Genomic DNA, 23556 nt, shown 5'->3' with positions numbered 1-23556 from the left:
TTGTTTAGCTACCTTTATCAAATAAACGTTTAACCATTTAATTTATGAAAATATTAGCATTAATGATGGCGCTGCTGTTCACTGCACCCAGCACCATTTATGATTTTAAGTTAAAAAACATTGAAGGCAAGGACTTTAAACTGTCTAAGTACAAAGGCAAGAAGTTGCTGATTGTAAACACGGCATCTAAATGCGGTTATACACCACAATATGCAGAACTGCAAAAATTGGCTGAGCAATACAAAGATAAAGTAGTTGTGATCGGTTTCCCGGCAAATAATTTCAATGGTCAGGAGCCAGGATCAAACACTGACATTCAAGAGTTTTGCAAAAAGAACTTTGGTGTTACTTTCCCGTTAACTGAAAAAGTAAGCGTTAAAGGGTTGGATATTGCTCCTATATTTCAATACCTTACTACACAGGAAAACCCTGATTTTACAGGTGATATTAAATGGAACTTTGAAAAATTCCTGATAGACGAAAACGGTAAGCTGATACACCGCTACCGTTCGGCCGTTAAGCCGCTATCGCCAGAAATAACCAGTCAGTTATAGCAAAAAAGGCGCTTGTTAAAACAAGCGCCTTTTTTTATGCTTAGTTATTTTGTTTAGCGGCTTTCTCATCTTCTTTGGCTTTCTTCTCCGCTTCTTTACGGGCCTTTTCCTGATCTTCCTTTAGCTTCTTGTCTTGTTCCTTTCGCAACTTCTCCTGTTCCTTGGTCAGGTTCTCCTGAGCCTTACGCGCAGAGTCTATTTTACGTTGCTTGGCTTTTTCTTTGTTTTTAAAGAAGCCCCTCAGCAAAAAGTTGCTTTGTGCCGCTTTTAAGTCCTCATTTAAGGTAACGGTAGTTTTATTCGCATTTTGTATGGTTGTTTTTGCCGATGATACGGTGGTAGCCAGATCATTCGCTATACGGTCGTTTTTAAGCAACCTGCCTAATGACCCTTTTCCTCTGTTTATATCGCTTACAATGGCATTTAAGTTACCGGTTAAGGACTCAGCATTGTCGGCCACTTTGGTGAGCTTATTGATGATCTTATCCACATCCAGCGGGTTTACTGCGGTTAGCTTATCTCCCCCCTCTACCTCGGTACGGCTGGTTGAGCCACCGGGACTAATTACAATCAATTTATCACCCATTAAACCATCACTGCCGATGCTAACTTTTGAGTCTTTCTTAATAAACTTTTTAACGTTGTTATTGAGTGTAAGGTCAACGCGTACGGCACTATCCGAAACGATGTTAATGCCCTCAACTACGCCCACGTTTATGCCGGCAAACCGCACGTTATTACCAACCATCAGGCCGTTTACGTTCTTAAATACACCGTAAACGCTAAATGTGGAATTGAACATGCTTTTTTGGCTGCCAATTAAAAAGATGCCTAAGAATATTACAAACAAGCCTACCATTACGAATACGCCTATTTTTATTTTTTGTCCGGATGTTGTTTTCATATCGTATCTAAAAAGAATGCTTTAACAAATGGGTCTTCTGAGCGCTGAAGCTCGTCAAAAGTACCTTCGGCTACATATTCACCGTCCTTCATGATCAGTACACGGTCGCCGGTTATACGAGCGCAATCCATATCATGCGTTATAATGATAGAAGACGTTTTATATTTTTTTTGCATTTCAAGTATCAGCTCACTTATCTCACGTGATGTGATAGGATCCAAGCCGGTTGTAGGCTCGTCGTACAGCATAATTTCGGGTTTTACAATCAACGTACGCGCCAGCCCGACACGTTTACGCATACCGCCCGATAAATCGCTTGGCATCTTGTCTATCGCCTCAGGAAGACCTATGCCTTCCAATACTTCTTGTACCCTTTTATCTAATTCCTGCTGATCCTTGATCTTTAACACACGGGTTAGCGCAAATTCCATGTTTTCCTTAACCGTCATGGAATCATATAAAGCCCCGCTTTGAAACAGGAAACCGACTTTTGTGCGTAGCTCTTTCAGTTCCTCGTTATTGAGTTCAGGTACCTCCTGTCCAAACACCTTCACCGATCCCTCATCTGGCGTTAACAAGCCCACTATGCATTGTATGGTTACCGATTTACCCTGACCCGAACGGCCCAATACGATGAGATTTTCGCCGCGGTGCAGCGTTAAGTTGATGTTTTTAAGTACCTCTTTATCGCCAAAACTTTTCTTAAGATTCTTGATTTCTACTACAACCTCATCTGTTTTTGTTGACTGGTGCTCAGATTTAAGGTCATGTTGTTTTACGCTTTCCATCTTAATAATACAACAGGTTAGTAATTTGGACAGCCATCATGTCAATAAAAAAGATCCACAACGAAGCGGTAACAACTGCCGAGTTTGCAGCAAGCCCCACGCTTTCAGTACCCTTATTAGAGTTAAAGCCTTTATAGCACCCTACAAAGCCTATAGCAAATCCAAAAAATATAGTTTTTATTAATGCAGGCAAATAGTCGGTAAAATCAAGCGCGGCAAAGCACTTGGTAAAATATAAGTTAAAGCTGATGTCGTCTGTAAAGTTGAGTGCAAAGTACCCACCCAATAACGAGATCAAGTCACCTGTCATAGCCAACAGCGGCACCATAAGGCTGGTTGCCAGTATGCGGGTAACTACCAGATATTGCACTGGGTTGGCACCTGATACTTCCATGGCATCAATTTGCTCCGTAACTTTCATACTGCCTAGCTCAGCTCCAATGCTCGACGCAATTTTGCCTGCGCAAATAATGGCTGTTATAACCGGGCCTATTTCTCTTATTACAGAAACAGAAAGCGTATGAGGTAACATGCTCTCAGCACCAAACTCAACCAGGGTTGGTCGTAGCTGTAAGATAAGTACAAGGCCCATGATGAAGGAAGTTATACCTACCAGAGTTAATGATTTGTACCCTATTTCGTAACACTGGCGTATAAATTCTGACCATTCAAAGCCGCCCGAAAACGCGTTGCGGATAAACCGCATAAAAAATACCGTTTGGTCTCCTACACTCTCTATCCACTGTCTCCAGCCCGAATTCATTATTTTTTCTGCCATAAGCAAGTATTTGTGCTATTGTAATAGCTGGTATGTATCCGTAATAATCGGTTCAAGTTCTTGCTGCCAACAAAGGTAGCTAGCATAGCGTATTCATAATGAGGTTAGTACGCCGTTTTATGAGATGAACTAAGATATAAACACAGCTGCTGTTTATTTGTTTAAACATTTTAGTTGTAATACTATAAGGATTTCTAATAACGTGTTTAAACATCAATTAAAGGCTTAAATAAGATTGTGTACCTTTGCTATAATTTAACTTATGGTAAATAAAGCAGTTATAGTTGGTGCAAGTGGATTGGTAGGTGGAGAATTGCTAAACATACTCTTGCAGGAAAATTATTATACAGAGGTTTTAGCCTTAGTTAGAAAAGAACTGCCTGTTAGGCATAAAAAGTTGGTTCAATTAGTAGTAAATTTTGATAGCTTACCAGAACATGCAAATGCTATAAATGGCAAAGCGCTATTCTGCTGTTTAGGTTCAACCCGAAGTAAAACGCCTGACTTGTCTGTTTACCGGAAGATAGATCATGACTACCCGGTGCAGTTAGCAGAAATAGCTAAAGAAAATAAGGTAGCAAGTTTTCATTTGATATCAGCCGTTGGTGCCAATGCTGACTCGTCTAACTTTTACACCAGGCTAAAGGGAGAAACTGAACGGGATATAAAAAAGGTAGGGTTACACGTCCTTCATATATATCAACCGTCGTTATTGACTGGAAACCGGATGGAGTACAGATTTGCAGAACGAATAGCCACCGTTTTAATGAAAGCTTTAGACCCATTGTTATTAGGAGGCCTTAAAAAATATAAAAGCATACCTGCAGCAGTAGTTGCAAGGGCTATGTACAAACAATCATTAAATTCAGAGGAAGGTGTATTTGTACATCCCTCACATCATATCAAACAATTAGCGTGAGCACTTACTTATCAGCAGAAAATTTAGGTCATTCTTTTCATGACCACTGGTTATTCCGTAACTTAACTTTAGGCATCAATCGTGGCAGGCGCGTTGCCTTAGTAGGAGTTAATGGTGCCGGAAAATCTACCCTATTAAAATTATTATCAGGTAAAATTAATCCTACCGAAGGCAAAGTAGTATCAGCACGTGATTTACGGCCGGGCTACTTAGAGCAAGATCCTATGTTTGAAAAGGGTCATACCATAAGCGACTATATCTTCCATAAGGATAACGTGCAACAACAGCTTATACTGAAATATGAGCAATTGCTTGAAAACGATCCAAACAATGAAAAGGCTATCGAGAAAATTACGGAAGAACTGAGTGCTGTAAATGCCTGGGAGTACGAATATCAAATTAAAAACATTTTGGGCCGCCTGGACATACATCACCTCGATCAAAAGATTGATACCCTATCGGGCGGGCAAAAAAAACGATTGGCCTTAGCCAAGCTCTTAATTGAGGATCCTGACATCTATGTGCTGGATGAGCCTACTAACCACTTAGACATCGATACTATTGAATGGTTAGAAAAGTTGCTTACAGAAGGTAACAAAACTATTTTGATGGTTACCCATGACAGGTACTTTTTAGATAATGTTTGTAATGAAATTATCGAAATTGAGCGTGGAAAGATTTTCAATTACAACGGCAACTATCAATATTACCTTGAAAAGAAAGCTGAGCGCGAAGCTACCAACGAGCAGCAGTTTCAAAAAAACTCTAACCTGTTAAAGAAAGAACTGGAGTGGATGCGCCGCCAACCCCAGGCACGTGGCACCAAATCAAAAGCCCGCATCGAAGCTTTTTATGACCTGGAAGAAAAGACCAAAAATCATGGACTTTTAGGTAAGGTAGAACTAAGTACCAAAACGGCGCGCCAGGGTAATAAAATCATGGAGGTATACCATATTACTAAAACATTTAGAGACCGTAAGGTGATCGATGATTTTAGCTACGTATTTAAGAAAGGTGACCGTGTAGGTATTGCTGGTAAAAATGGCAGTGGGAAATCAACGTTGTTAAATATGTTCACCGGTTTATTACAACCCGATAGTGGCCATATAGAAAAAGGCGAAACTACGGTGATTGGTTATTTTAACCAAGCCGGTATGTCTTTCAAGGATGATGAACGTGTAATTGATGTAGTAAAAAATGTAGCTGAATTTATTACCATGGCCGATGGTAAAACTATATCGGCTGCACAATTGCTCACATTATTCCTCTTCCCTCCCGCCCGGCAGTATGGCTTTATTCATCTACTGAGCGGTGGCGAAAAAAAGCGATTGCATTTACTGAACATCCTAATGAAAAACCCGAACTTTCTGATTTTGGATGAGCCTACCAATGATCTGGATATTGACACCTTAAATGTGTTAGAAGAGTTTTTAACCAATTACACAGGCATTCTTTTAATGGTTTCACACGACAGGTATTTGCTGGATAAGTTGACCGATCAGCTTTTTGTGGTTGAAGGCACCGGCCATGTTGATTTGTATAATGGTAATTATTCTTCATATCGTTTAGAGCAGGAAGAAGCTAAGCAAGCGTTAAAAACCAAGCCTACTGCCGTAGCTCCGGCACCTGTAGCTGCAACGCCAAAAAAGAATAAACTATCGTTTAAAGACCAAAAGGAGCTGGAAACATTAGAAGCGGATATTGAAAAAATAGAAAAGGAAATATCAGCAACAACTGAGCTGTTAAACACCGTTACAGATCACCAGGAGTTAATAAAACTATCTACCAAAATAGAGGAAATGAAAGCCACTGTTGATGACAGATCATTACGTTGGATGGAGTTAATAGAATTAAGAGACGCTTTATGAAGACATCAGACATTATAGCATCAGTAGGTGTAATTATACTTTTGATTGGATTTATGCTTAATCTTTTTAAAAAGATAAGTGCCGAAAGCAAGTCGTACGCATTAATGAACTTTGTTGGTGCGGGGTTATGTGGATATTCATCTTACCTAATAAGCTTCTACCCTTTTGTAATATTAGAGAGCATTTGGGCGTTTGTAGCGTTAGTATCATTATTTAAAGTTCCACGTGGAACATAATTTTTTAGCGGTAATTTTGTAATTGTTCCACGTGGAACATTGGAGGTTTAGATGTTTAAAAAGTATGATGTAATAGTTGCTGGTGGTGGCCACGCTGGCTGTGAAGCGGCAGCGGCAGCAGCAAACATGGGTTCGTCGGTATTGCTCATTACCATGAATATGGGCACGATAGCACAAATGAGCTGTAACCCGGCTATGGGTGGTGTGGCTAAAGGGCAAATAGTTCGGGAGGTAGATGCATTAGGTGGCTATTCAGGAATTATAGCTGATAAAACTACCATTCAATTCAGGATGCTTAACCTTTCGAAAGGCCCTGCTATGTGGAGCCCCCGCGCACAAAACGACCGTATGCGTTTTGCAGAGGAATGGCGCTTAGCATTAGAAAGTATACCAAACCTTGATATTTGGCAAGACACTGTAACTTCTCTCCTAGTAAAAGGCGATACCGTATGCGGTATTAAAACATCTTTGGGTGTTGAAATTGAATGCAGCGCTGTGGTACTTACCAATGGCACCTTTTTAAATGGTATAATACACATAGGCGAGAAGCGCTTTGGTGGTGGCCGCACTGGCGAAAAATCTGCCACTGGCTTAACCGAACAGTTGGTAGAGTTGGGCTTTGAGGCCGGCCGTATGAAGACCGGCACTCCGCCCCGGATAGACGGTCGTAGTTTAAACTACAGTGTAATGGAAGAGCAATGGGGCGATGAAGACCCTGGCCGCTTTTCATTTACCGATGTGGAGCGCCCTACAGAAAAGCGTTGCTGCTGGATTACCTATACCAATGCAAACGTACATGAAACCTTAAAAGAAGGCTTCGAAAAATCGCCAATGTTCACGGGTCGCATTAAAGGCTTGGGACCGCGTTATTGCCCCTCCATTGAGGATAAAATTAACCGGTTTGCTGAGCGCGAAAGGCACCAGATATTTGTAGAACCAGAGGGATTTAACACCGTAGAGATTTATGTAAACGGGTTCTCTACTTCATTACCCGAAGATGTACAATATCGTGCACTAACACAAATTCCCGGATTTGAAAATGCAAAAATGTTCCGCCCAGGTTATGCAATTGAGTATGATTATTTCCCACCTACCCAATTAAACCTAACTTTAGAAACAAAAAAGATAGCCAACCTATTCCTAGCCGGCCAAATTAATGGCACTACAGGTTATGAAGAGGCTGCCTCACAGGGCTTAATTGCGGGTATTAATGCGCATCAAAAAGTGCATGATTTGCATGAGCTTATCATGAAGCGTTCTGAATCTTATATTGGTGTATTAATTGATGATTTAGTTACGAAAGGTACAGAAGAACCATACCGTATGTTCACCTCTAGGGCTGAGCACCGTTTGTTGTTACGCCAGGATAACGCAGATATAAGACTCTCCCCTATTGGGCATGACCTAGGCCTCATTAACGATGAAAGATTAGATAAGGTTAAGCAAAAAGTAAAGAATTCTGATGACATTGTTAAATACACGCGCAATAAATCAGTTGAGGCAACGGTGTTAAACCCATTGCTTGAAGAATTAGGCACTGCGCCGCTCAACCAGAATGTTAAGCTGATCTCATTATTAGGCCGACCACAAGTGAGCTTTAACGATTTGAGAAAAGCAGATGCATCATTAGATGCGCTACTTTCAGCTTATGATAAAGAAACTATTGAGCAGGCTGAAATAAAAATTAAATATGAGAGTTATTTTGATAAGGAACTGGAAATTGTAGAACGCATGCGCAAGATGGAAGACAAAGAAATTAATCCGGAATTTAATTACCAGCAATTAGTATCCCTGTCTAAAGAAGCACGTGAAAAACTGATGCGTATTAAACCACGTACTTTAGGTCAGGCTTCCCGCATCTCGGGTGTGTCTCCTTCAGATATCTCAGTCCTCATGGTTCACATATCAAGGTAGAAAAACTAAGAAATTTGCGGTTTCGACCGAAAAAGTGGCTTTAATACCTATTATTAGAGCCATTATTTTTAAATTTTAATATCCCAGTTCCAAAAAACTCAAAAATCGCTTATAACGCTTAAAAATGCTTATAAACTTAAGGTCAAAATTTTCAGCATCTGTTTTTACTACTTTTGTCGTTTTAACCTTATGGGGTTGCGCCAGTATGCAAAGACCGCAAGGCGGACCCCGAGACCGCACTCCACCCAAACTTTTAAAAGCCACCCCTGCTAACAAGACCCGTCGTTTTAATGCCAAAGAAATAAAACTAGAGTTTGATGAATACTTTAAGCTTACAAGTCCCTACAGCGAGATAAGTGTTAGCCCAGCTTTTGAGAAACAGCCGGAATATATAACCAAAGGCCAAACATTATTAATTAAACTTAATGACTCTCTTCAAAAAAACACTACTTACGTTTTTAATTTTGGTAAAGCGCTAGCCGACGTAAATGAATCTAACGTGTTAAAAAACTTCTCGTATGTTTTTTCAACCGGCGATCAGATAGATTCATTGAGTATAAGCGGCAGGGTTTATAACACTACTACTGCCCAGGCTGAAAAAGAAGCTACTGTAATGATTTTTCCGGCAGCACAAGATTCGGCCATGTTTGGTAAAAAGAAACCCGCCTATTATACCTCCACAGATTCAGCTGGCAATTTTGCTTTGAACAATCTTCATGAAGGGACATACACTATATATGCTTTAAAAGAAGTATCGCCTGATAAGATATACAATGCCGATAATGAGTTAATAGCTTTCCAAAAAGATCCGGTTATGCTCAAGGCAAATGTAAACGGTATAGAATTGGATCTGTTTAAACAAGTTCCAGAAAAGTTCAGAATCAGCTCACGGCGCTTTGACCCGGATGGCAAAATCAACATGGTTTTTAACAAACCTTTAGAACAGCCTTCTATGAAGATTATCGATCAGTCTGCTATTGATGAGCAAAAAATAGTAGACTTTAGCAGAACACGAGATACAGCTTTGATCTTTTTACGTAACATGAACTTTGATACGGTAAGTGTTGCCATTGCTGATAAGGGTAAGTTCTTAGACACGGTAGTATTAAGAAAAGGCCGGTCAGAAAGCTTTAAAAGAACTGTAAGCTTACAATACAATATCAATGTAGACAACAAGTTGCGCCCGGGAGCAGATTTGTCGATGATTGCTAACTTGCCTATTGAGACATTTGATATCAGCAGAATTAAGTTACTGGAAGATTCCGTTCCGGTAAGTCCTTTAAACCTGCAGAAAAGTACTACAAACCCCCGGAATCTAATTATCAAGCACCGCTGGCGGCAGGCTGCGCGTTATGAATTGGTGTTTAGTGATGAAGCTTTAACCGACATTTATGGTACGAAAAACAAGGAAACCACCAAGCGCTTTATGATTGATAAGCCCGAAAACTATGGTACCTTAACTTTAAAAGTAACCGTACCCGATACCAGTAAGGCTTATATTGTAGAGGTGATGGATAGTAAAAAGACGGTATTGCAAACGGACTTTGTTACAAAAAACGCCTCTATAGTTTATAAAAACTTTTTTACAGGCAAGTATCAAGTCAAGGTGACTTACGATACCAATAAGAACCGTAAGGCCGACCCTGGAAATGTGAGAACTAAATCTTACCCAGAAAAAAGCTGGTATAATGATAAAGAATTAACCTTACGCCCTAACTGGGAAATGGAAGAGCCATTGGTGATACCCAAAGAAGAAGATGCGACGCGTGCCGCTCCTCCTACCCCAGCCACAGCTGCACCTACCCCGTCTACCACGCCTGCGGTTAAGCCGTAAACCAGCTGGCGTACAAGCTATAATTATGCGGTAGTTTTTGCAGTAAGGCCAATTGATCGTCGGTTAGCGGTTTAATCTTTTTAGCTGGTGTACCTGCGTATAGGTATCCCGACTCGCATATAGTTCTTTCAAGCACTACGGCACCTGCTGCTATGATGACGTTTGATTGCACAACAGCATCGTCCATTACTATAGCCCCCATGCCTATAAGCACGTAATCATCTAATTTACAGCCATGTACAATAGCATTGTGTCCTATCGATACGTAATTGCCAATAGTGGTAGATGCCTTTAAGTAAGTAGCATGCACACAAACGCCGTCTTGTATATTGGTATGGTGCCCAATGGTAATGCTGTTCACATCACCCCTAATGACGGCATTAAACCATACCGAGCAATCATTCCCCATGGTTACATCGCCTACAATGGTACAGTTATCGGCTATGAAACAGTTTTCGCCCCAAACCGGACTTTTATCTTTTACAGGTAGAATGAGCGCCATATTTTTATTTCGGACTTATTTTTTACACCCTTATTTGTCGTCCTGAATGACAGTGAGCGATACTTTCGAATTCGTACATTTCGCTTTGAAAAGATTTATCGCTATCACTCGGAAATGACAAGGTGGGATAAATTATGTTTTATATATTAGCTCCATAAGCGGAAATAGTTCAGCTGGTAGAGCATCAGTTTCCCAAACTGAAGGCCGCGGGTTCGAATCCCGTTTTCCGCTCACAATTTTATTCTATTTATAATCACCATTCAAAATTGAAACTGCTTCAAGATTAACTTCACAGTCAATATCGTCTTTTGATGGATGTCTTGCAATTCTTTCTAATTCCATCAATATAGATGGATCATTTGTATTCCTAACCAAGTTTCCTAATATCCAATACTTCCACATTCCATCATCTGATCTTAATATGCTAATAATTTGAGAAGTAATCTTATCGGCAAAAGGTTCTAATATATCAGCTATACACTTTGCAACCGGCCAATTCATATCTTGTAGCCACTTTAACAAATCTGGAATTATAGGTTCGATCTCCTCAAATGAAAGCGTTTTAAGTTTTTCAACTCCACTATCATCAAATTTGTCTTTTGGTATTAATTTTTGATATTCCATTGTATACCTAATTAAAACACTGTATCCTCCAAAACTTCAGCATGTTGCGGATAATCGGTAGTATAATGTAATCCCCTGCTCTCCTTACGTGCAGTAGCCGATTTTACAACCAAATAAGAAACTTGTATTAAGTTACGCAATTCACATAGCTTAACCGACAATTTGGTGCGCTTGTAAAATTCTTCAGTTTCCTCGTATAGTAACTTTAAACGGCGCATGGCTCGCTCCAAACGGAAATCAGACCGTACGATACCTACATAATCATTCATCAGCTTTTGCATTTCGCGAATGTTGTGGGTAACCAGTATGTCTTCGTTAGAGAGTTGTACGCCTTTTTCATCCCAATCCGGAATGTTATTCGGTACCTCGTAGCCTTCAAATCCTTTAATGGCATCCTCATAAATGCGGTGGGCAAATACCAACGCTTCTAGTAATGAATTGGATGCCAACCTATTAGCACCATGTAAGCCGGTTGATGAACATTCGCCGCACGCATACAGTTGCTGTATGGATGAACGGCCCATATGATCTACCAACACACCACCACACATGTAATGGCATGCAGGCGATACCGGAATCATATCTTTGGTCATATCCAGCCCAATATCCAAACACTTGGCATAAATGTTAGGAAAATGGTTTAAAATATCGGCCTTGCTTTTATGGCGTACATCCAGGTATACGTAATCTTCGCCCGATTTTTTTATCTCGGCGTCTATAGCGCGGGCTACAATATCACGTGGGGCTAATGATTTGCGTTCATCATACTCCTGCATAAATTCTTCGCCATTGGTACGTTTTAAAATACCGCCAAAACCACGCACTGCTTCAGAAATTAAAAAGGATGGGTACTCACCAGGGTTATATAAAGCTGTAGGATGAAATTGGATAAACTCCATATTACGAACTTTACCCTTGGCACGGTAAACCATAGCCACACCATCACCCGTGGCAATAACCGGGTTGGTGGTAATAGCATAAATATGCCCTGCACCGCCAGATGCCATTACCGTAACTTTCGACCGAATGGTTTCCACCTCTTTAGTTTCGGTATTAAAGGCGTAAACGCCATAACAGGTAATATCTTTGGTAGACTTATCCACAAACTCACCCAAATGATGTTGAGTGATCAAGTCCACCGCAAAATGATGGGTTAGTATTTCGATATTTGGGTTCTGGTGAATTTGCGCTAATAAGGCGCGCTCCATTTCAAAGCCGGTAATATCCTTATAATGGAGTACGCGGTATTCAGAGTGGCCGCCTTCTTTAGCCAGATCGTAAACGCCATCATTGGTTTTATCGAAATTGGTACCGTAGTCTATAATCTCCTTTATCCTTTCGGGCCCTTCTTCCACCACAATACGTACTACCTCTTCGTCGCAAAGGCCATCGCCGGCTATCAACGTGTCTTCGATATGCTTTTCAAACGAATCCTCTTTTTTATCCACAACTACGGCCACACCGCCTTGTGCATATTTCGTGTTTGATTCGTCCTCGCTCGCTTTGGTAACTATCAGTACCTTACCATGTTTAGCAGCTTTAAGTGCAAAGCTTAATCCGGCAATGCCCGATCCTATTACCAGGAAATCCACATTTCTTGTCATAAATAGTGTCTAATATGTGTAAAAGTAATACTTGTGTGTATAACCCCATCAAAAGATGTTAATTTTGCGTAGGTAAAAAGCTAATAAGTTTTAGGTTTGTGAAAAAGCCTGTGGATAACTAAAGTTATACCCATTTGCTGCAGTAGTTTTGGGAAGATAACCAACGACTATTCACATCCGTAAAAACCGATATTAATTCACACTTTAGTTTATCAACATCGGTGTGAATAAAACAACCTAACTGCTTATCAGTAGTTTAAGTTTTAGAGTATGTGGATAACCTGTGGAAACAAGTGGAATAAGTTTGTTTAGCAATAAAATCTATCTCCAGTTGTTCACACAATTCACACACTAATAACAATAGGTTTATATATATAAATTAAATTATTTGTCTTTATTGTAATGTTAGGAATGGACGTTTTAGAGGAGATCAATATAAAAGGATTTGTTGAAGAGGAAATAGACCCCACGCTTGACCTGTATGCTGAGATTGAAAAATTAAAGCAACAGAAGAACGCAGTTATACTGGCGCACTACTACCAGGAAGGTGAGATACAGGATATAGCCGATTATATTGGCGACAGCCTGGGCCTATCGCAACAGGCGGCCAAAACCGATGCCGACATTATTGTATTTGCCGGCGTACACTTTATGGCCGAAACCGCCAAGATCCTATCCCCTACCAAAAAGGTGTTGCTACCCGATTTAAAAGCGGGTTGTTCACTGGCCGATAGTTGCCCTCCGCATTTATTCAAGAAATTTAAGGAATCGTATCCTGATCACCTGGTTATTACTTATGTGAACTGTACGGCAGAATTGAAAGCCATGAGCGATATTGTTTGTACATCAAGCAACGCGGTACAGATTGTGGAAAGCCTGCCTGCCGATCAAAAGATCATCTTTGGGCCCGACCGTAACCTGGGCGCTTATGTGGCTAAGAAAACAGGGCGTGATTTGGTATTGTGGAACGGTGCCTGTATGGTGCACGAGATATTTAGCCGCGAGAAGATCACCAAGCTGAAAGAGCGCCACCCCAACGCTAAAATATTGGCTCACCCTGAGTGTGAAGAACACATCCTGCAACTGGCCGATTATATAGGATCTACTACCGGTATCTTAAAATATGCAACCAACAGTTCCGAAAAGGAGTTTATTGTAGCCACCGAAGCAGGTATCATTCACCAGATGGAAAAAGATAACCCTGATAAGGTGTTTATCCCCGCTCCACCGAACAATACCTGCGCCTGCAATGATTGTCCTCACATGAAAAGAAATACGCTGGAGAAGCTTTATTTATGCCTTAAAAATGAAATGCCGGAGATTACCTTACCGGCCGATATTATAGAAAAAGCGGTTAAGCCTATAGAGCGCATGCTGGATATTTCGGCACAGCTGGGATTATAAACATAAAAAAGCCGCTTACTTAAGCGGCTTTTTTTTAGTAGTTGTTAAAAGCGTAGATAATTGATTTGACTTGATTCTCATCAGTCATAAAGGTGATCCAAATGTAAGGATTTATCTCGCCAGAGGTATCTTTGACCATTAAAGCTAATCCTTCAAGTTGATGGTTTTTCCATGATTTAGGAAAAAAATTCTTTAAACTGCTTATTGATTCTTTTACCCGAAAAGTATGTGCTGCTTTTTCATTAGGCATCATATAAAACGCCCATTTATCTTTAGTAATACTAACAGAATTTAAATAACTCTTGTCAAAATCAATTTCGCAACCGTCGTATCTGTAAACAACAAGTAAGCCATCAGTTTCTGTCATTTCCTTTTTTATCGACAGCGGTTTTCCCAGTAGTTTGACTATACTAGATGGTGTAAGTTTACCAATATTAATTTTTTGGCTACCATGTGTTAAAAATATCTGGTTATGCTTTACATAATCAACACTGTTAAGCGTTCTGGGTGCTTGTGCCAGCACGGTATTGATATAAAAACTTGCAAGTCCTATCAAAAAGAGAACAGTTTTCATATGTTATTAAGATTTATATCTAAAATAAAACCCGAGAAGCTGTTTGCCGCCCGGGTTTAAAAAGATTGTTAGAAGTTTATATGCCGCTGTCTTTTTTTACTTCAATAGCATCTTGTACCGATTGTGGTAAAGATCCCAATAAGTTAAAACCGTTGCCTACGGCTGTTTCTATATCGCGTACGCTTACGATATACTTGGTCCAGTCGCTGTTAATAGTATTTACATTAGGTGTATTTACAGCAATCACACGTATACCACTAGTGTTACCAGCTCTGATCAAGTCACGGTCGCCAGCCGGAATAATAACGGCTACTTTCCAAACATTGCTGGGCACAGTTACATTACCATTGTCAATTGTGGTTACAGTTGCAGTACTTTTGCTGCCTACGCCGCCTATACCATAGCTACCCATAATTACATAAACCTCGTTACCGTTATTAACCTGTAGGCGCAGATAGCTCTCCAAGTTATTCCAGGTTTGCTGATTATTCTGTGGTGCCTGCGGAATCATGTTGGTCATCAGAAAAGTAGCCGAATTAGCGAAGGTTGAGCTGGTACGGTCGGCCGATGGACAGTTGTGCCCCCTGTCGAAACCACTGCCCGAGTAGCTGGTGCTTTGTACCTGGTAGTAACCTGCAGGTAAATCTTTAAAGCCCGCAAAATTATCCAGGCGGCCAGTGGCATTAGTAGTATTAGTATTATCCAAATGCCAGCTTACCCAATTAGGCGTACCTCTTGATTTGCTGTACGATTCTACATAATAACCCATATCCAGTAAATAATTTTCGGCTGATATCATATTGGCAGCTGAAGGATTGCCGAATAATAGGTTGCTGTTATCGCCGGTTGCAGGTGGCGCGTCGGTACCAATATTTATTCCTCTTGGAGTAGTTGGTGTACCGGTTGATGTGCCGCCCCCGTCATCTGGAGGGGTGTCTGATCCGCCAATGGTAATACCCGATTCGCCCTCGCCAACAAATGTGATATCATCAATACTTAAACGCACCCGGTTACTGCCGTTATAGTCTGATGTATTCACAATAATAAAGCGTTGCGCGGCAGGATCGGTGATTTGAAAAGTATGGGCCACTAAAACAATGTCAGTTTCAGTAATAGTTTGGCCTACTTTAGTATAAGTCTTACCACCGTCTTTTGAAGATTGGAGTTCCCAGGAGCCTTTTAAGGCAACGGGGTTGGTAGCCGTAACAAATTGTTTATCGGCAAAGTTGGCGAAAGAGCTTTTGATGATAACGCTTTTTAAGCCCGTTACATCAAAATTCATAGCCAGGTTACCATTGCGCTTGGCATTGTCTTTTGTACCTTGTATACGTACCGACTTACCGCCGTTTCTAATGTCGCCTGCATCACTTCCTAGCAAAGCGCCATTCATGCTCCAAGAACCGGTGCTGATAGTTACATCGGCAACATCATAGCCTGCTTTAATGCCACTTTCAAAATTTTCATTAATGCTATAAGGTTTTGGTGCAACTGGCGGTTGGAGTATTTCCGTTTCGGGATTTTCGGTTTCATCCCTATCCTTTTTACAACTGGCCAGTGCTAAGGGGATGAAAAGATAAATGAGTAAATGTTTTAATTTCATATAAATATTGAGTGTTTACAAATTTGCGGTTTAGATATTAATTGTGTGTTAATAAATACGAATTGTAATCAAAAAATCACAAACAATCGGTTAATAAAATTACAATAAATGTTGGTTTACGATTTTGATGCTTTAAATTATTTTTTAGTTACTGGCTTCATTACTTAACCGATGTATAAATTTTGCGGGCGGTTTAAAACTGCTTTTGTATTTTTGACCCTTTAAATTGCGCTGCCATGGATATGTTTGATAATGTTGATAGAACCCATATTAATGAGTTAGGTGAATTTGGCCTGATCAATCATTTAACTAAAAATATTAAGCTTACCCATAAAAGCACCCTGAAAGGTGTAGGAGATGATGCCGCCGTGCTAGATTATGCTGGTAAAAAAGTGTTGGTATCAACCGATATGCTGCTGGAAGGTATTCATTTTGACTTGGCTTATACGCCGCTTAAGCACTTGGGCTATAAATCGGTACAGGTAAACCTGAGCGATATTTGCGCCATGAACGGTACGCCTACCCAGGTAACAGTATCTATAGGCATGTCGAGCAAGTATACTTTAGAAGCTGTTGAAGAGCTTTACGAAGGTATTTACCTGGCTTGTGATAAATATAAGGTTGATATTATAGGTGGCGATACCACGTCATCAAAACAAGGTTTAGTAATTAGCATCACCGTATTAGGTTATGCTAATGAAGAAGATATAGTATACCGTAACGGTGCCGAAGAAGGCGACTTGCTTTGCGTATCTGGCGATTTAGGCGGCGCATATACTGGTTTGCAGTTATTAGAACGCGAAAAGCTCGTTTACCTGGAAAATCCGCAGATACAACCCGATCTGGAAGGTAAAGATTATATAATTGAGCGACAGTTGAAGCCAGAGGCTCGCCAGGATATTATACAATTGTTAGGTGATCTAAAAGTGAAACCTACTGCTATGATCGATGTGTCGGACGGGTTGGCTTCGGAGATACTGCACATTTGTACCCAAAGCAATAAAGGCTGCCAACTATATGAGGAAAAAATACCCATCGACCCGATGACGTATGAAACCGCCCGCGAGTTTAACCTCGATCCTACTATATGTGCCCTGAGTGGCGGCGAAGATTACGAGCTGTTATTTACCATTAAACAAGCCGACTACGACAAAATAAAGCACGATGTCGACATCAGCATCATTGGCTACATCACCGAAGCTTCAGCGGGCTGTAATTTGATTTCTAAAAGCGGCCAGGTACATGAGTTGAAGGCGCAAGGGTGGAATGCGTTTAAGAAATAGTATGTAATTATTTGAAAAATAAAATCATTGCGGGAGTGCTAACGACGTGCAATCTTCACTAAGTAAGTGTATTCATCAACACTAGTGTTGAGCACACCGATTTATACATTGGCGTAACGAGATGGCCACGCTATTACTCCATAAAATAGGAATGAATACAGCGTTTCTACTCTATCAATTATGCTTCTGTTCTTCCGAATCTTCGCCCTCGGTGAGTAGTGATACAAATTTCCCGTCTATCTGCTTATTAGCTTTAGCACCTAATTTCTTAATTTTTTCTGCAGTGATGGTTAAATTGCCACGGCCGTCACTCAGTTTGTTGATGGCTTTGTCATAGGCATCCTGGCTTTGCTTTAGGTTACGGCCTATGCTATCCATATCGGTTAAAAAGCCTACAAACTTGTCGTACATATCGCCGCTCAGGCGGGCAATCTCCATTACGTTGCGGTTTTGATGTTCTTGTTTCCACATGCTGGCTATAGTACGTAAAGTTGCGAGAAGAGTACTCGGGCTTACAATAACTACCCGCTTATCCCAGGCATCGTTAAACAGGTCGGCATCCAGCTGCACCGCAAAACTAAAAGACGATTCAATAGGCACAAATAGCAGCACAAAATCGGGTGAATTGATTTTTTGCAGATCATGATAGTTTTTGGCTGATAAGCCATGCACGTGGTTACGTAACGATTCTACATGTGCTTTGGCATGCAGCTTACGCTCCTCTTCGGTTTCGCAGTTCACCAGGCGCTCGTATGCAATTAATGATACCTTGGAGTCGATAACGAGGTGCTTGTCATCCGGCAAATCAATGATCACATCGGGCTGGAAACGGGTGCCATCCTGCGCCTGGTGACTAGCCTGTAAACGATATTCGCGGTCTTTAACCAGGCCCGAGCGTTCCAGTACCCTTTCCAGTATAAACTCTCCCCAGTTGCCTTGCTTTTTAGTATCGCCTTTTAAGGCTTTGGTTAGGTTTTGCGCCTCGCTGCTAATCTGCTTGTTTAGTTCCATTAGCTGCGTAATTACACCTTTCAGCGTGTTACGGTCGGCCGCTTCCATATTGTAAACTTTTTCCACTTTCTCTTCAAAAGTTTTGATGTTCTCTTTCAAAGGATTAAGGATATGATCGAGGTTGGCTTTATTCACGTCCAAAAACTCGCGCGACTTTTCTTTCAGTAACCTTTCGGCTACGTTTTCAAATTCGCGCTGAAAGTGTTGGCGGATTTGCTCAATCTCCGCTTTCTGTTCCTGTAATTTTTCTTGTTGCGCTTTATAAAAACTGCGGGTGCTTTCCAGCGCCTGGTTGGCCTGTGCCAGTTCCTGACGCTCAAATAATAGCTGATCTGTTAATTTGCCGTTCTCTTCCTTAAGGAGTTGGGTAATGCTTTCTTTTTCGGCATAAGCGCTTTTAACCTTTTCTTCAGTAATGCCAAGTTTGAGTTTGATTTGCTCGTTTTCGGTCTTCAACTGCTCAAATTCAGCTACAGAAACATTGCCGGCAGCATTTTTTGATTTACTGATAAACAAGTAAACCGAAATCAATAAAATAACTACGGCAATAGCCAATATCCCTACACTCATCCTGATAAAAAATTTAGCAAATGAAAGAAGGATTTTCGATAAATGCTAATATTACTGAGGTTTTCTTTTGCCTGTTGTATCAACAGTAGGGTTAGCTACACCATCTTTGCTGGCAGTGGTGCTGGTATCAGAAACACCGGTTGCTGTACCCATTGGCGTACCGCTCTTCATGCCGGTATCGGCCGGGCCCGAGCTGCCAGCCATTCCTGAGTCTGCTACATCGCCGCCCGTTTTACTGGTAGATTGTTGGCAAGCTGTTAATATAAAAGCGCCAAAGAGTAAAGTATAAGCCAGCTTTTTCATAATATGATTTAGAATTAAAACAGGCTATCGAAAAAAGGGTTTCATTTAATTTAAGGCTTTAGAAACATCTGTAGCAAGTTTCTGTATCTTATGCTTATAGGTAATAGTACAGTTGCTACAATTAGCGGTTAGCCTGGTTACAATATACTTTTTTACAAAAGTAATGTTGTTATAAGATGGAAGCCCGCTATAAGCTATTATTTGTACCCAATTTTTATATCGAATTCCGGATTTATCTTTATCCATATAACCGAAAAATTCTTTTGGATATTTTATCACATAATTAAGTGCCGGCTCACCCGGATATTCACTCAGGGCGCCATCAGCAATCTCAATTGTGGCATTAAGACACCAACGGTAAAAGGGCCTGATTTCAGCATTATTGGTTAAACACAAAGACAGCAGCAAACTCGTTGAATCATTGTCTGAGGGCCTGTATTTGCCTTTATAAAAGTTTTTAGCTATTGGAGCAACCTTAGGATGGTCAAGGTAAAATTTAACCGGTTTTCCATCAATGGAATCTTTGTATGGATTGTGTTTAATAGCAAAATAATCTATCCAAAAATCTCCGGTTAGTTTATTATGACTTTTGCTTTTAATTGAGGTAGTGTTGGTTTGAGCGTAAATATTACAGGCAAAAAATAAAGTAAGTACTATGATTAAAACAGCTTTTAACATAGTACTTACTTTATTCAGCTTTTTCAACCCGCAAACCCACATCACTTACTGAGCGCAACGGGTTATCGCGCATGTTTTGCTCAATCTCGAAATGGTATTTGCCTTTGGCCGGAAAGCGGTAGTTCGTTTTAAACGGTATCTGGTAGCTATACATACTGCCCGACCCTTTGCCCAGCCACTCGCCTGTTGGGCTGGCCAGCTTTAGCTCGTAACGTGTAATAGCTGCCTTTTTAGCCGGGCCACCATTTTGGTACACTAATACAAACATGTTGGAGTACCGGTAATTGGATGTTACCCGTACGTTAATGTATAAGTTATAAGCAATATTGGCATCGGCTATGTCAATATCAAACTTTATTTTGTTGCCATAACTCCAGTTATGGTTAGTAACAGACTTATTCTCGTCCATTACACGGTTAGGGTCAGTACAACCTGTTATGGAGCTGATCATAACACAGCTCAATAACAAATACGAACATAGTTTACCTACTAACTTCATGCCTCTGGGCTACGGGGTTGTTGGTTATTATTGTTGTTATTGCCACGGTTACGGTTTGGCCTGTGCCTGCGGTTATTGCGCTTAGCCGGGTTAGCGCCTTCTGCCTTCTCTCCATCCGCCATAGGTGCGGCAGGCTTTACTACATCAGGAGAAACTTGTGCAGGTGCGGGCTTTTGCTGGTTTGGTTTAGGCTGATTGTTTGGTCTTTGCTGATTATTTTGCTGTGGCTTTCTGTCGCCAGCCTGTTGCGCATTCTGGCTACTTGTATTAGGTTTTTTATTCTTCTTTCTGTTCCTGTTTTGGTGGCGTTCATCCAATCGGGTAAGGCTATCCTGGCCAACTACGTTTTCATAATCTAAAACCTTAGCTGCTGGTGTCTCCATTTCAACGGCTTCACCCAGGTCTTCAGGCGTTATGCCTTCCTTGTTAAGCTTTTGTATTTCCTTGACACGTTCAATGGGCAGCGGTATCCAGTTTTCGGCACCGGGCAGGCTGAACCACATCATGCGTTTAAAAATATCGGTTTTTTGTAAACGGGCATCACCTCTTTCGGTACGTAAGTAGTTTACGTTATCGGGTATATGCTTTAGGGCATCCATGTAACCGTCTAACTCGTAATTTAAACAGCATTTTAACTTACCGCATTGGCCAGCCAGCTTAAGTGTGTTTAAAGATAAGTTTTGATAACGCGCTGCCGAGGTTGATACTGTTTTAAAATCAGTTAACCAAGTTGAGCAGCATAGCTCTCTGCCACATGAACCAATACCACCCAGGCGGCTGGCTTCCTGACGCATGCCTATCTGACGCATCTCGATACGGATACGGAAAGATTCAGCCATCTTTTTAATCAGTTCCCTGAAATCAACCCGGCCTTCGGCAGTGTAGTAAAAAGTAGCTTTGGTTTTATCGCCCTGGTAATCAACATCGCTTATCTTCATGGATAAGTTAAGATCCAAAGCCAGTTTACGGGCTTTGTGCATCGTTTCCCATTCCATTTCCTTGGCTAGTTTCCACTTATCAACATCGGCAGGCGTAGCCCGGCGATAGATTTTTTTGGTTACATCGGCCTCTTTAACATGGCGTTTTACCATTTGCATGCGCACCAGCTCGCCAGTTAACGATACGTGGCCAATATCATAGCCGCCCGTAGCCGTTTCAACAGCAACCAGTTCACCTGCTTCTAAGTATATATTGTCGGCGTTAAGGTAAAAATCCTTACGCGATCCTTTAAATTTAATCTCAACTACCTGGAAAGGCTTATAGTTGGTTGGCATATCCATGTGTGCCAGCCAATCATATACATCCAGCTTACTGCAGCCATTGGTCATGCATGACCCATTGCTTTTGCAGCCTGCCGGTGTACATCCGCCCCCGGTTGAGCAACTTCCACATCCCATTTTATTTTATATATATTGATTCCCCTTAGGGAGTATTTTAAAGTGTAAAATTTTAATAATCTGCAAAGATACATCTAAAAATAAAATTTTAGGATTTGCATTTCGTTCCACCGCATAATGAGCCTGTTCAAGCACTTCGCTAATGGCTTCGGCCATATCAAGTGTCATTACGCCGGCCATTTTTTGCGCTGTCTCCTTTTCGGCCGCAGGTAAATGTACCAGGTTGCCGGCATCGCTCAGTAACAGGCAGCACTCACGGATATAGCTAATACCGTAGCGTATAAAGTTCTTTTGCGATTCGCGCCCTGCTTTAGCTACACGGTCCACAAACTTCATCATCTCCAGCCCCTTGTTGCTATAGCACTTACGCAGCCAGTCTACAAAATCAGCATGAAAACTATTGGTTTCCTGCTGCAGCATGCCAAGCGCTTCGGTTAAGTTACCGTTGCTCAAATAAGCGGTCTCTTCGGCTGTTTGGTTAGGTACCCCACGCTCGTTAACCAAATAGCTTCGCACCTCTTCATAACTCAGTCCCGGAATTTTTACCAACTGCGTACGTGAGAGAATGGTGTTCAATATCTGATCCTGATTTTGTGCTACCAGCAAAAAAACTGTATTAGGCTGTGGCTCCTCAATAATTTTGAGCAGCGTATTGCCTTCTTTATCCAGGTACTCGGGCAGCCATAAAATCAAAATTTTGTAAACCGATTCAAACGGTTTTAGACTCAGTTTTTTGATTATTTGGTGGCACTCGGCAATGTTAATATTAGCCTGTTTGTTTTGTGAATCCTGGTATCCGCGCCAAATATCCAGACTCAGGTACGGATTAGCCAGCAAGGCCTCGCGCCATTGCTCAATAAAACTTAAAGACGTATCATTTTTGTCTGAAGCAAAAAACGGATACGAAAAATGCAGATCGGGGTGCACCAACTTTTCATACTTACGGCACGAAGAACAAACCCCGCATGAATCTTCGGGTTGCTTATCTTCGCACGACAAATACTGTGCGTATGCTACTGCCAGGGCTAAACTGCCCGAGCCTTCAGGTCCCAAAAACAATTGAGCATGACTTACCCTGTTCTCGCTAACGGTATTTAATAAACGTTGCTTTACAGCTTGTTGCCCTACTATTTCTTTAAACTGCATTGGTGCAAGGTAATAATTAGTATTGAGATGTGAGATATGAGATTTGAGACATTGCGAGGGATAGGTTATCTTTGAAATTTAAATGATATTTCTTTTAACTACGGTTATAATCTCCGTAAGCAAATCTCAACACTCAGCTATATGCCCAGAATAATGGCTTTTGATTATGGTACCAAGCGCATAGGTATTGCCGTAACCGACCCTATGCAAATGATTGCCACCGGCCTGCAAACCGTACATCCTAATCAAATTGTAGAATTCCTGAAAAAGTACCTGCAAACTGAGCAGGTGGAAGTTTTTGTGGTGGGTGAGCCCAAGCAAATGGACAATACTCCGTCGCAATCGGCCATGCATGTAAAGGGCTTCGCTAATCTTTTAAAAAAGACTTTCCCTGATGTTCCGGTCGAAATGCTGGATGAGCGCTTTACCTCCAAAATGGCATCGGCGGCTATACTGGCCGGTGGTGTAAAAAAAGCAGGTCGGCAGGATAAAGCGCTGGTTGATACCGTATCGGCTGTTATTTTGTTACAATCATGGATGGAAGGCAGAGCATTTAGGTTTTAGTA

23 protein-coding genes and 1 tRNA gene are annotated in these 23556 nt (G+C 41.1%); 10 read left to right on the top strand and 14 right to left on the bottom strand.

Annotated elements, in window-relative coordinates; genetic code table 11:
- Nucleotides 1-44: 44 nt before the first annotated feature.
- The gene (locus tag ABDD94_RS00210) at nt 45-554 is read left to right on the top strand and encodes a glutathione peroxidase (RefSeq protein ID WP_345949809.1); all 510 of its coding nucleotides are present in this window, start codon (nt 45-47) and stop codon (nt 552-554) included.
- A 40-nt stretch (nt 555-594) separates the two neighbouring features.
- Here ABDD94_RS00210 and ABDD94_RS00205 read toward each other — a convergent pair whose 3' ends face one another.
- From ABDD94_RS00205 to ABDD94_RS00195, 3 genes are read right to left on the bottom strand one after another with little or no spacing between them, the layout of a single operon-like run.
- Nucleotides 595-1458 carry an MlaD family protein gene (locus ABDD94_RS00205; protein ID WP_345954173.1) on the bottom strand — a complete coding sequence of 288 codons (864 nt, stop codon included), beginning with the start codon at nt 1456-1458 and terminating at the stop codon, nt 595-597.
- A complete protein-coding gene (locus ABDD94_RS00200; protein WP_345954172.1) occupies nt 1455-2246 on the bottom strand; it encodes an ATP-binding cassette domain-containing protein in 792 nt (263 codons plus the stop codon). The genes ABDD94_RS00205 and ABDD94_RS00200 overlap by 4 nt, the downstream gene beginning before the upstream one ends.
- Nucleotide 2247: 1 nt before the next feature.
- On the bottom strand, nt 2248-3024 hold the full coding sequence (locus ABDD94_RS00195; protein WP_345949812.1) for an ABC transporter permease: 777 nt from the start codon (nt 3022-3024) through the stop codon (nt 2248-2250).
- A gap of 262 nt (nt 3025-3286) precedes the next feature.
- On the opposite strand from ABDD94_RS00195, the gene ABDD94_RS00190 reads away from it, so the two are divergent.
- The 5 genes from ABDD94_RS00190 (at nt 3287) to ABDD94_RS00170 (ending at nt 9795) form a co-directional block, all read left to right on the top strand.
- Nucleotides 3287-3943 (top strand): NAD(P)H-binding protein, encoded by a 657-nt coding sequence (locus ABDD94_RS00190; protein WP_345954171.1) that lies wholly within the window; start codon nt 3287-3289, stop codon nt 3941-3943.
- A complete protein-coding gene (locus ABDD94_RS00185) occupies nt 3940-5811 on the top strand; it encodes an ABC-F family ATP-binding cassette domain-containing protein (protein ID WP_345949814.1) in 1872 nt (623 codons plus the stop codon). The genes ABDD94_RS00190 and ABDD94_RS00185 overlap by 4 nt, the downstream gene beginning before the upstream one ends.
- The gene (locus ABDD94_RS00180) at nt 5808-6047 is read left to right on the top strand and encodes a hypothetical protein (protein ID WP_345949815.1); all 240 of its coding nucleotides are present in this window, start codon (nt 5808-5810) and stop codon (nt 6045-6047) included. Before ABDD94_RS00185 ends, ABDD94_RS00180 begins: the two co-directional genes overlap by 4 nt.
- A gap of 51 nt (nt 6048-6098) precedes the next feature.
- A complete protein-coding gene (gene mnmG, locus ABDD94_RS00175) occupies nt 6099-7961 on the top strand; it encodes a tRNA uridine-5-carboxymethylaminomethyl(34) synthesis enzyme MnmG (protein WP_345954170.1) in 1863 nt (620 codons plus the stop codon).
- 205 nt (nt 7962-8166) lie between these two features.
- Entirely contained in the window at nt 8167-9795 is a 1629-nt protein-coding gene (locus ABDD94_RS00170; protein WP_345954169.1) for an Ig-like domain-containing protein, read from the top strand.
- Here the strand turns inward: ABDD94_RS00170 and ABDD94_RS00165 are convergent.
- Nucleotides 9785-10297, bottom strand: a complete 513-nt coding sequence (locus tag ABDD94_RS00165; RefSeq protein ID WP_345954168.1) for a gamma carbonic anhydrase family protein — start codon at nt 10295-10297, stop codon at nt 9785-9787. The two genes, ABDD94_RS00170 and ABDD94_RS00165, sit on opposite strands and share 11 nt — an antisense overlap.
- A gap of 158 nt (nt 10298-10455) precedes the next feature.
- On the opposite strand from ABDD94_RS00165, the gene ABDD94_RS00160 reads away from it, so the two are divergent.
- A tRNA-Gly gene (locus ABDD94_RS00160) sits at nt 10456-10528 on the top strand.
- Between the two features lie 12 nt (nt 10529-10540).
- Here ABDD94_RS00160 and ABDD94_RS00155 read toward each other — a convergent pair.
- Together ABDD94_RS00155 and nadB are read right to left on the bottom strand one after the other, a co-directional pair.
- Entirely contained in the window at nt 10541-10921 is a 381-nt protein-coding gene (locus ABDD94_RS00155; protein WP_345954167.1) for a DUF5071 domain-containing protein, read from the bottom strand.
- Nucleotides 10922-10932: 11 nt separating this feature from the next.
- Entirely contained in the window at nt 10933-12525 is a 1593-nt protein-coding gene (gene nadB, locus ABDD94_RS00150) for an L-aspartate oxidase (RefSeq protein ID WP_345954166.1), read from the bottom strand.
- Between the two features lie 411 nt (nt 12526-12936).
- Here nadB and nadA point away from each other — a divergent pair, with 411 nt between their 5' ends.
- Nucleotides 12937-13929 carry a quinolinate synthase NadA gene (gene nadA, locus ABDD94_RS00145; RefSeq protein ID WP_345954165.1) on the top strand — a complete coding sequence of 331 codons (993 nt, stop codon included), beginning with the start codon at nt 12937-12939 and terminating at the stop codon, nt 13927-13929.
- Nucleotides 13930-13963: 34 nt separating this feature from the next.
- Here nadA and ABDD94_RS00140 read toward each other — a convergent pair whose 3' ends face one another.
- The gene (locus ABDD94_RS00140) at nt 13964-14503 is read right to left on the bottom strand and encodes a hypothetical protein (RefSeq protein ID WP_345954164.1); all 540 of its coding nucleotides are present in this window, start codon (nt 14501-14503) and stop codon (nt 13964-13966) included.
- Between the two features lie 76 nt (nt 14504-14579).
- A complete protein-coding gene (locus ABDD94_RS00135) occupies nt 14580-16103 on the bottom strand; it encodes a DNA/RNA non-specific endonuclease (protein ID WP_345954163.1) in 1524 nt (507 codons plus the stop codon).
- Nucleotides 16104-16345: 242 nt separating this feature from the next.
- Between ABDD94_RS00135 and thiL the strand changes: the two genes are divergently transcribed.
- Nucleotides 16346-17386, top strand: a complete 1041-nt coding sequence (gene thiL, locus ABDD94_RS00130; RefSeq protein ID WP_345952124.1) for a thiamine-phosphate kinase — start codon at nt 16346-16348, stop codon at nt 17384-17386.
- 174 nt (nt 17387-17560) lie between these two features.
- Here the strand turns inward: thiL and rmuC are convergent, their stop codons facing one another.
- The 6 genes from rmuC to ABDD94_RS00100 are packed head-to-tail and all read right to left on the bottom strand — an operon-like array spanning nt 17561 to nt 22990.
- A complete protein-coding gene (gene rmuC, locus ABDD94_RS00125; protein WP_345954162.1) occupies nt 17561-18967 on the bottom strand; it encodes a DNA recombination protein RmuC in 1407 nt (468 codons plus the stop codon).
- Between the two features lie 51 nt (nt 18968-19018).
- Nucleotides 19019-19270, bottom strand: coding sequence for a hypothetical protein (locus ABDD94_RS00120; RefSeq protein WP_345954161.1), 252 nt, complete (start codon nt 19268-19270; stop codon nt 19019-19021).
- A 45-nt stretch (nt 19271-19315) separates the two neighbouring features.
- Complete coding sequence (locus ABDD94_RS00115) at nt 19316-19948, bottom strand: hypothetical protein (RefSeq protein WP_345954160.1); 633 nt, start codon at nt 19946-19948, stop codon at nt 19316-19318.
- 10 nt (nt 19949-19958) lie between these two features.
- Nucleotides 19959-20399, bottom strand: coding sequence for a gliding motility lipoprotein GldH (locus ABDD94_RS00110; protein ID WP_345949827.1), 441 nt, complete (start codon nt 20397-20399; stop codon nt 19959-19961).
- A gap of 44 nt (nt 20400-20443) precedes the next feature.
- Nucleotides 20444-21844, bottom strand: a complete 1401-nt coding sequence (gene ricT / locus ABDD94_RS00105; RefSeq protein WP_345954159.1) for a regulatory iron-sulfur-containing complex subunit RicT — start codon at nt 21842-21844, stop codon at nt 20444-20446.
- Nucleotides 21845-21850: 6 nt separating this feature from the next.
- Nucleotides 21851-22990, bottom strand: a complete 1140-nt coding sequence (locus tag ABDD94_RS00100; RefSeq protein WP_345954158.1) for a hypothetical protein — start codon at nt 22988-22990, stop codon at nt 21851-21853.
- A gap of 141 nt (nt 22991-23131) precedes the next feature.
- Here ABDD94_RS00100 and ruvX point away from each other — a divergent pair, with 141 nt between their 5' ends.
- A complete protein-coding gene (gene ruvX, locus ABDD94_RS00095; protein WP_345949830.1) occupies nt 23132-23554 on the top strand; it encodes a Holliday junction resolvase RuvX in 423 nt (140 codons plus the stop codon).
- The last annotated feature ends 2 nt before the right edge of the window (nt 23555-23556 follow it).

The organism is Mucilaginibacter sp. PAMB04168 (genome assembly GCF_039634365.2).
Taxonomy (GTDB): Bacteria; Bacteroidota; Bacteroidia; order Sphingobacteriales; family Sphingobacteriaceae; genus Mucilaginibacter.
This window is presented reverse-complemented; position numbering and strand designations above follow the sequence as displayed.

Excerpts from the sequence above, each read along its gene's own strand:
- ABDD94_RS00210 (WP_345949809.1), top strand. The coding sequence starts at position 45 with ATGAAAATATTAGCATTAATGATGGCGCTGCTGTTCACTGCACCCAGC.
- ABDD94_RS00205 (WP_345954173.1), bottom strand. The coding sequence starts at position 1,458 with ATGAAAACAACATCCGGACAAAAAATAAAAATAGGCGTATTCGTAATG.
- ABDD94_RS00200 (WP_345954172.1), bottom strand. The coding sequence starts at position 2,246 with ATGGAAAGCGTAAAACAACATGACCTTAAATCTGAGCACCAGTCAACA.
- ABDD94_RS00195 (WP_345949812.1), bottom strand. The coding sequence starts at position 3,024 with ATGGCAGAAAAAATAATGAATTCGGGCTGGAGACAGTGGATAGAGAGT.
- ABDD94_RS00190 (WP_345954171.1), top strand. The coding sequence starts at position 3,287 with ATGGTAAATAAAGCAGTTATAGTTGGTGCAAGTGGATTGGTAGGTGGA.
- ABDD94_RS00180 (WP_345949815.1), top strand. The coding sequence starts at position 5,808 with ATGAAGACATCAGACATTATAGCATCAGTAGGTGTAATTATACTTTTG.
- mnmG (WP_345954170.1), top strand. The coding sequence starts at position 6,099 with ATGTTTAAAAAGTATGATGTAATAGTTGCTGGTGGTGGCCACGCTGGC.
- ABDD94_RS00170 (WP_345954169.1), top strand. The coding sequence starts at position 8,167 with ATGCAAAGACCGCAAGGCGGACCCCGAGACCGCACTCCACCCAAACTT.
- ABDD94_RS00165 (WP_345954168.1), bottom strand. The coding sequence starts at position 10,297 with ATGGCGCTCATTCTACCTGTAAAAGATAAAAGTCCGGTTTGGGGCGAA.
- ABDD94_RS00155 (WP_345954167.1), bottom strand. The coding sequence starts at position 10,921 with ATGGAATATCAAAAATTAATACCAAAAGACAAATTTGATGATAGTGGA.
- nadB (WP_345954166.1), bottom strand. The coding sequence starts at position 12,525 with ATGACAAGAAATGTGGATTTCCTGGTAATAGGATCGGGCATTGCCGGA.
- nadA (WP_345954165.1), top strand. The coding sequence starts at position 12,937 with ATGGACGTTTTAGAGGAGATCAATATAAAAGGATTTGTTGAAGAGGAA.
- ABDD94_RS00140 (WP_345954164.1), bottom strand. The coding sequence starts at position 14,503 with ATGAAAACTGTTCTCTTTTTGATAGGACTTGCAAGTTTTTATATCAAT.
- ABDD94_RS00135 (WP_345954163.1), bottom strand. The coding sequence starts at position 16,103 with ATGAAATTAAAACATTTACTCATTTATCTTTTCATCCCCTTAGCACTG.
- thiL (WP_345952124.1), top strand. The coding sequence starts at position 16,346 with ATGTTTGATAATGTTGATAGAACCCATATTAATGAGTTAGGTGAATTT.
- rmuC (WP_345954162.1), bottom strand. The coding sequence starts at position 18,967 with ATGAGTGTAGGGATATTGGCTATTGCCGTAGTTATTTTATTGATTTCG.
- ABDD94_RS00120 (WP_345954161.1), bottom strand. The coding sequence starts at position 19,270 with ATGAAAAAGCTGGCTTATACTTTACTCTTTGGCGCTTTTATATTAACA.
- ABDD94_RS00115 (WP_345954160.1), bottom strand. The coding sequence starts at position 19,948 with ATGTTAAAAGCTGTTTTAATCATAGTACTTACTTTATTTTTTGCCTGT.
- ABDD94_RS00110 (WP_345949827.1), bottom strand. The coding sequence starts at position 20,399 with ATGATCAGCTCCATAACAGGTTGTACTGACCCTAACCGTGTAATGGAC.
- ricT (WP_345954159.1), bottom strand. The coding sequence starts at position 21,844 with ATGGGATGTGGAAGTTGCTCAACCGGGGGCGGATGTACACCGGCAGGC.
- ABDD94_RS00100 (WP_345954158.1), bottom strand. The coding sequence starts at position 22,990 with ATGCAGTTTAAAGAAATAGTAGGGCAACAAGCTGTAAAGCAACGTTTA.
- ruvX (WP_345949830.1), top strand. The coding sequence starts at position 23,132 with ATGCCCAGAATAATGGCTTTTGATTATGGTACCAAGCGCATAGGTATT.